Source organism: Caballeronia sp. M23-90 (assembly GCF_053574605.1).
In genome coordinates this window covers 1-9,280 of record NZ_JBSIPA010000261.1, presented here as the reverse complement: position 1 = coordinate 9,280, position 9,280 = coordinate 1, and the positions used below count along the sequence as shown (strand labels likewise).

Genomic DNA, 9,280 nt, shown 5'->3' with positions numbered 1-9,280 from the left:
GATGCCAGTAAAACGGCAGTGGTAAGAAAAGCCGCCCAAGCCGCCAATCCGGCGAGCGAAGAGGTGAAACGCTTACAATGTTCGTTCTTGATGAGAACCGCCATGTCAGATCTATTCGACGAATATCCAATGCTTGTTTTTGCGCTAGAGTCACTCGTGGCGCTGCTTCTGTTGATTTTTATCGTCGCGTGGACGGCGTCGGGCAAAAAGAAAAACAGGCGTTAGCGGGACCCAACGCTTGCTCAGTGCAGCGTGCGCGGCATGTGCAGCGCGAACTCGGCAATGGCCGCCTCGAAACGCTCGCCGTCTTCGGCCACACAGAAATACGATCCGCGCATGGTGCCGACCGGCGTTGCGATCACGGCCCAACTCGTGTACTCGAACTTCTCGCCCGGCGGCAACAAGGGCTGGTTGCCAACCACGCCAAGCCCTTTCACTTCCTGGACCACGTTGTCGCTATCCGTGATGATCCAGTGCCGCGAGATCAGTTGCGCGGCGACCTGACCGGTATTCCGAATGGTCAGCGTGTATGCGAACGCAAACTGGTGAGCATCCGGTTCCGATTGTTCAGGAAGGTATTGCGTCTGGACCGCTACGCTGAATTCATACTGGCTCATCGCTTTTCCAATTCAAAATATGCTGCGCGCAGCGACGCCCGGCAGGGCGAACAGCGGCACGATTACGCGAATTTGCGTGAACATCAGGTGACGCATTCTGCTTGATGCAGCCGGTACCCGCAACCGAACGCGGTGGCTTGCGACGGCTTTGTCATGCGGCTGAAACGTTGCCGAAATCCTGCGACGACGGGAAAAAGCGCCGGCAGCCGGCCCCGCGCGTTAGCCGTTCGGCCGACGGTCAAAAACGGCGTGTCGCGGTAAAATGAGTTCCTCGCTTGCAACCGGCAGACGTCATGACGCAATTCCGCTTGTCCCCCAGTATCTTGTCCGCCGACTTCGCCATTCTCGGCGAAGAGGTTCGCAATGTCGTCGCCGCCGGCGCGGACTGGATCCATTTCGACGTCATGGACAACCATTACGTTCCGAACCTGACAATCGGCCCCATGGTCTGCAAGGCGCTGCGGCCGCATACGACCGTGCCTATCGACGTGCATTTGATGGTGCGTCCGGTGGACCGTATCGTGCCTGACTTCGCGGAAGCCGGTGCGAATGTGATCAGCTTTCACCCGGAAGGTTCGGATCATATCGACCGGACGCTGTCACTGATTCGCGATCACGGCTGCAAGGCTGGCCTGGTGTTCAACCCGGCGACATCGCTAAATCACCTGGATCACGTGATGGACAAGGTCGATCTCGTGCTGATCATGTCGGTGAACCCGGGTTTCGGCGGCCAGTCGTTCATTCCGGAAGCGCTCAACAAGCTGCGCGAAGCGCGCCGGCGTATCGATGAATACAACGAGCGGACCGGACGCGAGATTCATCTGGAAGTAGACGGCGGCGTGAAGATCGAGAACATTCGTGAAATCGCGGAAGCAGGCGCGGACACATTCGTGGCGGGATCGGCGATTTTCGGGCATCACAACTACGCCGAGATCATCGGCAAGATGCGCGAGGAACTGGCCAAAGTGAACACCGGGGATTCAAGATGAGCGAACTCAGCGCCGAGCTTCCGGCATTCACGAACAAGACGTTGCGAGCGGCGATCATCGACCTGGACGGCACCATGGTCGATACAGCAGACGATTTCACCGCGGCGCTGAACGGCATGCTTGCGCGCATCGGCGCGAAAGCGACTGATCGCGACGAGGTGATCGGCTATATAGGAAAAGGCTCGGAGAATCTGATCCGTAGCATTCTGGCCGTGCGGTTTTCGGCGCTCGAAGCATCCACGAAATTCGAAGATGCCCTCGCGATCTATCAGATCGAGTACGCGCGCATCAACGGACAGAGCGCAACGCTTTATCCCGAAGTCGCCGAAGGGCTGAAAGCGTTGCGCGATCTCGGCTTGCCGCTCGCGTGCGTAACGAACAAGCCGCACCGGTTCGCGGTCGAATTGCTGACGAAGTTCGGCCTCGCGGAATACTTCAAGGTCGTACTCGGTGGCGACTCGGTCCCGCAGAAAAAGCCCGATCCGGCGCCCATGCTGATCGCCTGCGAACGCCTGGACGTTTTGCCGCGGGAAGCGGTTGCCATCGGCGACTCGGAGAACGATGCGCTGGCGGGCCGCGCGGCCGGAATGGCGACGCTGACGGTGCCTTACGGCTACAACCACGGCAAACCCGTGCACCTCGTGAAATCCGATGGTATAGTTTCCTCCCTGCTGGCTGCCGCACAGGCAATAGCAGCAACCATGGCCGCGCCCGAAGCACCCGGCGCGACAACATTGACTGACTAGCTTAATCCCTCATGTTTCTGAACAAAAAACGGAGTCTGAGCAGCATCGACCGGGGAGCCTGGCCCTGGCGTCGCTGGTCGCGCTAACCTCGCCTGAGGTCCGCTGAAGCTCGTCTTCAGCACCGTTTTTTGTTTCGCTGCGCACTCCGCGCGCCGATCCCGCTGACTTGCCTTACCTTTGATGCCCGGCTTGATGCGCATCATTCGCTGCGCCCGATTGTGTCGTGAGTGTCTCGAGTCCACACGGTTCCCGTGAACGGCCCCGAGCCCTGATAATCGGACATGCAGTGCGTGAAGCCCCGGCCGACGCACAAACCCAAGCGGGTTAAGCGCCGCGCGGTGAATTTTCCGCAGCGCCCAGTATGTGCTCGATGTCGCAAAACCCAACAAGCGACACGCAAAGGATCAGAACATGACCGAACTCGAATTCCAATCGCTGGCGAATGAAGGCTTTAACCGCATTCCGCTGATTGCCGAGGCGCTCGCCGACCTCGAAACGCCGCTTTCGCTTTATCTCAAACTCGCTCAGACCGAGCGCAATGGCGCCAACTCCTTCCTGCTGGAATCCGTGGTCGGCGGCGAGCGCTTTGGCCGCTATTCGTTTATCGGCTTGCCGGCACGCACGATGATTCGCGTGCAGAACGGCGTGTCGGAAGTGGTGAAGGATGGTCAGGTAATCGAAACGAGCGAAGTTGATCCGCTGACGTTCATCGAAACATTCCAGAAGCGGTTCAAGATTGCGCAACGCCCGGGATTGCCGCGCTTTTGCGGTGGTCTGGCAGGGTACTTCGGCTACGACGCCGTGCGTTATATCGAGAAAAAGCTGGCGCACTCGGCGCCGCGCGACGATCTCGGCCTGCCCGATATCCAGTTGCTGCTGACCGAGGAAATGGCGGTCATCGACAACCTCGCCGGCAAGCTCTATCTGATTGTCTACGCCGATCCGACCGTGCCGGAGGCTTACACGAAAGCCAGGCAGCGCCTGCGCGAACTGCGTGCGCGTTTGCGTACGACCGTGCAGCCGCCGGTGACGTCGGCGAGCGTGCGTACGGAGACGTATCGGGAGTTTGCGAAAGAGGACTACCTGAACGCGGTGCGCAAGGCCAAGGAATACATCGCGGCGGGCGAGTTGATGCAGGTTCAGGTCGGCCAGCGCCTCGTGAAGCCGTTTCGCGATAATCCGCTTTCGCTGTATCGCGCGTTGCGGTCGCTGAATCCGTCGCCGTACATGTATTACTACAACTTCGGCGGCGAATTTCATGTGGTCGGGGCATCGCCGGAAATCCTGGTGCGCCAGGAAAAGCGTGGCGACGAACGTATCGTCACCATTCGTCCGCTCGCCGGCACACGGCCGCGCGGCAACACGCCCGAGCGCGACGCCGAACTCGCCACCGAATTGCTCAACGATCCAAAGGAAGTCGCCGAACACGTGATGTTGATCGATTTGGCGCGAAACGATGTCGGCCGGATTGCGCAAACGGGTTCGGTGGTCGTGACGGACAAACTGGCGATCGAAAAGTATTCACACGTTCAGCACATCGTCAGTTCGGTGGAAGGCAAGCTGAAACCCGGCACGACGAACTTCGACGTGCTGCGCGCGACCTTCCCGGCCGGCACGCTTTCGGGCGCACCGAAAGTGCGGGCGATGGAAATCATCGATGAACTGGAGCCAGTGAAACGCGGCTTGTACGGCGGCGCTTGCGGGTATTTGTCGTTCACGGGCGAAATGGATCTCGCCATCGCGATTCGCACGGGCCTGATCCACAAGGGTAATTTGTATGTGCAGGCCGCCGCCGGCGTGGTCGCGGATTCGGTGCCTGAGTCCGAATGGCAGGAGACGGAGAACAAGGCGCGTGCAGTTTTGCGCGCCGCCGAGCAAGTGCAAGACGGCCTCGATAGCGACTTCTGATCCGGAGAAAGACCATGCTGCTGATGATCGACAACTACGATTCGTTCACCTATAACCTGGTTCAGTATTTCGGCGAACTGGGCGAAGACGTGCGGACGTTCCGCAACGACGAAATCACCCTTAGTGAAATCGCGAAACTCAATCCCGAGCGGATCTGCCTTTCGCCGGGGCCGAGCAATCCGCAACATGCGGGCATTACGCTCGACGTGTTGCGCGAATTTTCCGGCCAGATCCCCATTCTTGGCGTGTGTCTTGGCCATCAGGCCATTGGCGAAGCGTTCGGCGGACGGGTCGTGCGTGCGCAAACCATCATGCACGGCAAGGTCAGCACGATCGAAACCGATTGCCGCGGCGTGTTCGCCGACCTGCCCAAGCATTTCAGCGTGACGCGGTATCACTCGCTGGCAATCGAGCGTGAATCGCTGCCGGACTGCCTGGAAGTATCTGCGTGGACGCCCGATGGCGAAATCATGGGCGTGCGTCACAAGGAACTTGCGGTCGAAGGCGTTCAGTTCCACCCCGAATCGATCCTGTCCGAGCATGGCCACGCGCTGCTCGAGAACTTCGTTAAAAGCTCGAAGCAGGGCGAACGCGTGTGAACCGGGATCAGAACATGACTATTACGGCCCAGGAAGCGCTGCAACGGACCATCGAGCATCGTGAAATTTTCCACGATGAAATGCTCCACCTCATGCGCATGATCATGCGCGGCGAGATGTCGCCGGTGATGTCCGCCGCGATCATCACGGGATTGCGCGTGAAGAAGGAAACCATCGGCGAAATCGCAGCGGCGGCAACCGTCATGCGCGAATTCGCCAATCATGTGACGGTGCCGGACAGCGATAACCTCGTGGATATCGTCGGTACGGGCGGCGATGGCTCGCACACCTTCAACATCTCGACGGCAACCATGTTCGTTACCTCGGCCGCCGGCGCGAAGGTCGCGAAGCACGGGAATCGCGGGGTATCGAGTAAATCGGGCAGCGCGGACGTGCTCGAAGCGCTCGGCGTGAATATCGATTTGAAACCGGAGCAGGTCGCGCAATCCATCGCCGAAACAGGCATGGGTTTCATGTTCGCGCCGAACCATCATCCGGCGATGAAAAACATCGCCGCCGTGCGACGTGAGCTCGGCGTGCGGACCATCTTCAACATTCTTGGCCCGCTGACCAACCCGGCAGGCGCGCCGAATCAGTTGATGGGCGTGTTTCATGAAGACCTCGTCGGCATCCAGGTTCGCGTGATGCAGCGCCTTGGCGCAAAGCACGTGCTGGTTGTGTACGGCAAGGACGGCATGGACGAAGTCTCGCTGGGAGCCGCGACGGTTGTCGGCGAACTGCGCGATGGGCAAGTCCGCGAATACGAGATTCATCCGGAAGATTTCGGCTTGCAGATGGTGTCGAACCGAACGCTCAAAGTGGCCGACGCGCAGGAATCGAAGACCATGCTGCTCGGCGCGCTCAATAACAAGCCGTGCGTGGCGCGCGAAATCGTCACGCTGAACGCAGGAACGGCGCTTTATGCCGCGAACGTCGTGGAATCGATCGAGGACGGCATGCGCCTCGCGAAAGAAGTGATCGCGAGCGGTCAGGCGCGCGAGAAAGTCGATGAACTCGTGCGCTTCACGCAGCAATTCGCCAAATAACGGAATCCGATATGAGTGACATTCTCGACCGCATCATCCAGGTCAAGCGCGACGAAATCCGCGTTTCACAAGAAAGCATTTCGGTGGAGGCGCTGCGTTTGCAAGCGAGCGCGCGCGACTCGCGCGACTTCGTCGGCGCATTGCGTGCGAAGCATGCTGAAGGTAAAGCGGCGGTGATTGCCGAGGTGAAGAAAGCGAGTCCGTCCAAGGGCGTACTACGCGAAAACTTCGTCCCCGCCGATATCGCCAGGTCGTATGAACGTGGCGGCGCCGCGTGTCTGTCGGTGCTGACCGATGTGCAGTTCTTCAAGGGCAGCGTCGCGTATCTTGAGGAAGCGCGCGCCGCGTGCAACTTGCCGGTCCTGCGCAAGGACTTCATCGTCGATCCGTATCAGATCCTCGAAGCCCGCGCGATGGGCGCCGATTGCATCTTGCTGATCGCCGCTGCGCTTCTGCCCGAACAAATGCGTGACCTCGAAGCCTACGCCCATTCACTGGGCCTCGCGGTGCTGGTCGAGGTTCACGATGAGAATGAGCTTGTGCAGGCGCTAACGCTGAAAACGCCGCTTATCGGCATCAACAACCGGAACCTCCGCACATTCCAGACGTCGATAGATACAACCATCGGCATGCTGGAAATGGTGCCGGAAGAGCGCATTGTGGTGACCGAATCCGGAATCCTGTCGCGCGTGGATGTCGAACGGCTCCAGGCAATGGACGTGCAAACGTTCCTTGTCGGCGAAGCGTTCATGCGCGCCGACGATCCCGGCACCGAACTTGCGCGAATGTTCTTCTGACGCTGTTGCACGGAGTTTATTTTGGGTATTGAACGTGAGATCAAGCTGGCGCTGCCGACATCGGACCACGAAGAGATCGCAAGGGATCTGACGAAGCGAACGGGCCAGGAAGGCCGGAAGATTCACCTGACGAACGTCTACTTCGACACCGCTGACCGCGCGCTCGCCAAAGCAAAGAGCGCTGTGCGGCTGCGCGGCGCACCGGATCAATGGCTGCAGACGTACAAGACCGCAGGTGAGTCGAGTGGCGGCATGCATAACCGGCACGAATGGGAAATGCCGGTTGCGGGCGAAGCGCTGGAGATCGACAAGCTGCTTGAACTTTGCGACGACGAACACGCGCGCAACGCTCTGCGCGACGCAGCGCCGGAGTTGAACGCCCTCTTCCGTACGGACTTTGAACGCGTGATATGGAACGTCGATATCGATGGCGCGACAATCGAAGCCGCGCTAGATCTTGGCGAAGTCGTAACGGATATCGATGGCGAGCGCCGCACCACGCCCATCAGCGAACTGGAACTCGAACTCAAATCCGGCGACGAAGCCGGAATGACCAACCTCGCCGCCCAGATGCGTGGCGCGTTTCTCTACCTCCAGCCTGAAGATGCGAGCAAAGCGCGCCGTGGTTACGAATTGTGCGAGCCAAAGGCGGAAGGTTCGAACGGTGGCGTGAAATGAACCAGGCGTCGTTGTTCGAGGCCGAAGGCGCTTCGGAAAGTCATCCGTTCACAACGCTTGAGAGCCAGTTCGATGCATTGCCGGCCGATTGGCGCAAGCACCTGAAGGCGTTCATCGAAAGTCCGCATTACGGCGCGTTGTGCGCGTTCGTCGACAATGAGCGCGCCGCCGGCAAGACCGTGTATCCCGCCGATGTCTTTCGCGCCTTGCGTCTGACCAGTCCCGCCGACGTCAAAGTGGTGATTCTCGGACAAGATCCGTATCACGGCGAAGACCGTGGCGCACCGCAGGCTCATGGCCTCGCGTTTTCGGTTCCGGCGCCGGTCCGTCCGCCGCCGTCGTTGCGCAACATCTTCAAGGAAATCAACGCGAGCCTCGGTTTTGCCGCGCCGAATCACGGTTGTCTAGACGCGTGGGCGCAGCAAGGCGTGCTGTTGCTGAACACATCGCTGACCGTGGAACGCGATAAAGCCGGCAGCCACGCCAAACGCGGCTGGGAACATTGCACCGACACGCTGATTCACGAGCTTGCGATGCGGCACGAACATCTCGTGTTCATGCTTTGGGGCGCGCATGCGCAGGCGAAACGCGGATTGATCGCGTCTGCCGTGGCAGCGGGAAAAGCGCATTGCGTGCTCGAGGCGCCGCATCCGTCGCCGTTATCGGCACATCGCGGGTTTTTGGGCTGTGGGCATTTCGCGTCGGCGAATGCTTACCTGGAAGAAAATGGACGGCCGGCCATCAACTGGCGTTTGCCTGATCGGCCAAACTGAAGCGCCAAGAAAAAGCCCGCCGTGTCTATCAAACACACGGCGGGCTTTTTTAAAGCTGAAGCAACTTACAGTGCAGCGATCGAATCCCGCGCCGTAGCCAACGCGGCGCCGGCAGCGTCCGGACCCATTGCCAGGCCTTCAGCGAACACGAAGCTGACATCGGTCATGCCGAGGAACCCGAGGAACGACTTCAGATAAGGCGTTTGCGAATCGTTCGGCGTGCCGCTGTACTTGCCACCACGTGCCGACACAACGATCACCTTCTTGCCCGTCACGAGGCCCTCCGGGCCGTTCGCGCCGTATTTGAACGTGATGCCGGCGCGTGCGATCCAGTCGAAGTAAGCCTTCAGTTGCGATGAAATGCCGAAGTTGTACATCGGTGCGGCGATCACAACGATGTCAGCCGATTGCAATTCGGCGATCAGCGCTTCGCTCTTTGCATGAATGGCGTTTTGCTCGGCGGTGCGGGCATCGGCCGGCGTGAAGAACGCGCCTAGCGTGGCGTCGTCGAGATGCGGGAGGTTATCGGCGAGAAGGTTGCGAACCACGAGCTTCGCGCCAGCATGCGATTGCAGCAGCTTGGCCGCGACTTCGTCGGCGAGCAACGTGGACTGGGCGCCTTGCGAGCGGGCAGCGGAATTGATTTGAAGAATGGTCGTCATGATGACTCCTGTCCCTTGGTTGAGTGCGAGCGCGAAAACGCTCTGACAGGACGCATTCTTCGTGGTTAATCGATCGGGAAAAAGCTGTGCACCCATGACGGATCGTTGCACTGATAGAACAATCCGCCTTTTGTTCGCAATTGCTGCATCAACCTTTCAGCCAGCGTTCACGCCATTGCTTCGTCTGAGCGCTGGAATCGGCCGTGGAAAGCACGTAACGGGACACGTCCGGCGCGTCGAGTTTCACCTGCGTCACGCGCAATTCGTCGCGACGGAATGCGTGAACTTCAACCTTCGCGCCGGGCAAATAACGCGAAAGCAGTGAATCGAGATTGGAACCCGTGACGCGCAGACCATCGATTGCAACCAGCACATCTCCCGCCGATAACCCCGCCTTCTGCGCCGCACTGTTCTCGTGGACGGCCGCAAGCACGCTATCCGCGCCGCCGCGAACGCGTGCGCCAA

Annotated in this window: 12 protein-coding genes; 9 read left to right on the top strand and 3 right to left on the bottom strand. The window is 59.7% G+C overall.

Features of this window, described 5'->3' with window-relative positions; all coding sequences use genetic code 11:
* Positions 1–225: hypothetical protein (locus ACRXB1_RS22555; RefSeq protein WP_449493270.1), on the top strand; the 225-nt coding region annotated here is incomplete at its 5' end.
* A 17-nt stretch (positions 226–242) separates the two neighbouring features.
* Here ACRXB1_RS22555 and apaG read toward each other — a convergent pair.
* Positions 243–617, bottom strand: coding sequence for a Co2+/Mg2+ efflux protein ApaG (gene apaG / locus ACRXB1_RS22550; RefSeq protein WP_449493269.1), 375 nt, complete (start codon positions 615–617; stop codon positions 243–245).
* Positions 618–910: 293 nt separating this feature from the next.
* Between apaG and rpe the strand changes: the two genes are divergently transcribed.
* From rpe to ACRXB1_RS22510, 8 genes are all read left to right on the top strand, one after another.
* Entirely contained in the window at positions 911–1,606 is a 696-nt protein-coding gene (gene rpe / locus ACRXB1_RS22545) for a ribulose-phosphate 3-epimerase (RefSeq protein WP_062000353.1), read from the top strand.
* Positions 1,603–2,352 carry a phosphoglycolate phosphatase gene (locus ACRXB1_RS22540; RefSeq protein ID WP_062000354.1) on the top strand — a complete coding sequence of 250 codons (750 nt, stop codon included), beginning with the start codon at positions 1,603–1,605 and terminating at the stop codon, positions 2,350–2,352. Before rpe ends, ACRXB1_RS22540 begins: the two co-directional genes overlap by 4 nt.
* Positions 2,353–2,763: 411 nt before the next feature.
* Positions 2,764–4,260 carry an anthranilate synthase component I gene (gene trpE / locus ACRXB1_RS22535; protein ID WP_062168049.1) on the top strand — a complete coding sequence of 499 codons (1,497 nt, stop codon included), beginning with the start codon at positions 2,764–2,766 and terminating at the stop codon, positions 4,258–4,260.
* A gap of 14 nt (positions 4,261–4,274) precedes the next feature.
* A complete protein-coding gene (locus ACRXB1_RS22530) occupies positions 4,275–4,859 on the top strand; it encodes an aminodeoxychorismate/anthranilate synthase component II (protein WP_062000378.1) in 585 nt (194 codons plus the stop codon).
* 14 nt (positions 4,860–4,873) lie between these two features.
* Entirely contained in the window at positions 4,874–5,905 is a 1,032-nt protein-coding gene (trpD, locus tag ACRXB1_RS22525) for an anthranilate phosphoribosyltransferase (protein WP_062000990.1), read from the top strand.
* Between the two features lie 11 nt (positions 5,906–5,916).
* Entirely contained in the window at positions 5,917–6,702 is a 786-nt protein-coding gene (trpC, locus tag ACRXB1_RS22520) for an indole-3-glycerol phosphate synthase TrpC (RefSeq protein WP_449493268.1), read from the top strand.
* 21 nt (positions 6,703–6,723) lie between these two features.
* Positions 6,724–7,380, top strand: coding sequence for a CYTH domain-containing protein (locus ACRXB1_RS22515; RefSeq protein ID WP_449493267.1), 657 nt, complete (start codon positions 6,724–6,726; stop codon positions 7,378–7,380).
* The gene (locus ACRXB1_RS22510; protein WP_449493266.1) at positions 7,377–8,153 is read left to right on the top strand and encodes a uracil-DNA glycosylase; all 777 of its coding nucleotides are present in this window, start codon (positions 7,377–7,379) and stop codon (positions 8,151–8,153) included. The genes ACRXB1_RS22515 and ACRXB1_RS22510 overlap by 4 nt, the downstream gene beginning before the upstream one ends.
* 65 nt (positions 8,154–8,218) lie before the next feature.
* Here the strand turns inward: ACRXB1_RS22510 and ACRXB1_RS22505 are convergent, their stop codons facing one another.
* Both ACRXB1_RS22505 and ACRXB1_RS22500 read right to left on the bottom strand, forming a co-directional pair.
* Positions 8,219–8,815, bottom strand: coding sequence for an FMN-dependent NADH-azoreductase (locus ACRXB1_RS22505; RefSeq protein WP_062170258.1), 597 nt, complete (start codon positions 8,813–8,815; stop codon positions 8,219–8,221).
* Between the two features lie 148 nt (positions 8,816–8,963).
* Positions 8,964–9,280: PDZ domain-containing protein (locus tag ACRXB1_RS22500; protein WP_449493265.1), on the bottom strand; the 317-nt coding region annotated here is incomplete at its 5' end.